Consider the following 906-nt stretch of genomic DNA (forward strand, 5'->3'; position numbering starts at 1 on the left):
TGTGAGATCTGAGGAGGTTGTTCATCCCGTCTGAGGGCCTGAAGGTGGTCGTTGCCACACGATTCACCCGATGGACCTGAGGAATGAACAACCCGCATCAGAATGCCCGCACGACCCGGCTGGGTCGAGCGGAAATGATCCGCCGCATCCTGGATGAAGGCCAGCCGCTTCAGGAGGTGGCAGCCGGCTTTGGCGTCAGCGAGCGCACCGCTCGCAAATGGCTAGCCCGCTACAGGGCTGAAGGGCCCAGCGGGTTGGACAACCGCTCGTCCCGCCCGAGGGTAGTTGCTAATCGCACGGCGGAGTACTGGATTGGCGTGATTGAACACCTGCGGCGAGAGTACCGGCTCACCGCAGACGAGATCGCCGGCAAGCTCGATCTGGCCCGCTCCACCGTGGCGGCCTGGCTCACCCGGCGTGGGTTGGGGCGCCTGAAAGCCCTGGAGCCGAAGGAGCCACCCCGGCGCTATCAGCGTCAATGCCCCGGCGAACTGATCCACCTGGACATCAAGAAGCTCGCCCGCTTCGAGCGGGTCGGCCATCGCATCACAGGCGACCGGCGCCAAGCGAGCACAGGAGCAGGTTATGACTGCTTCCATGTGGCCATTGATGACGCGACCCGGCTGGCATACGTCGAGGTACTGCCGGATGAGACCCGCCGCTCGACCACGGCTTTCCTGGTCAGAGCCTTGCGCTGGTTCAAAGCGCGCGGCATCCGGGTCGAGCGGGTGATGACAGACAATGGATCCGGGTACGTCGCACGGCTGTTCCGAAAGGCGCTGCAGATGCTTGGGATCCGACACATTCGAACGAGGCCTTACACGCCGAAAACCAATGGCAAGGCCGAGCGCTTCATCCAAACGCTCCTGCGCGAGTGGGCTTACGCGATCCCGTTCAGCTCAGCGG

General features: G+C 63.8%; 1 protein-coding gene. It reads left to right on the plus strand.

What is annotated here, in order from left to right:
• Window positions 1-134 precede the first annotated feature (134 nt).
• The coding region (locus K9B37_RS24515) for an IS481 family transposase (protein ID WP_439651791.1) at window positions 135-906 on the plus strand (772 nt) is incomplete at its 3' end.

The sequence above is a fragment of the Microvirga puerhi genome (assembly GCF_020089865.1).
Taxonomy (GTDB): Bacteria; Pseudomonadota; Alphaproteobacteria; order Rhizobiales; family Beijerinckiaceae; genus Microvirga; species Microvirga puerhi.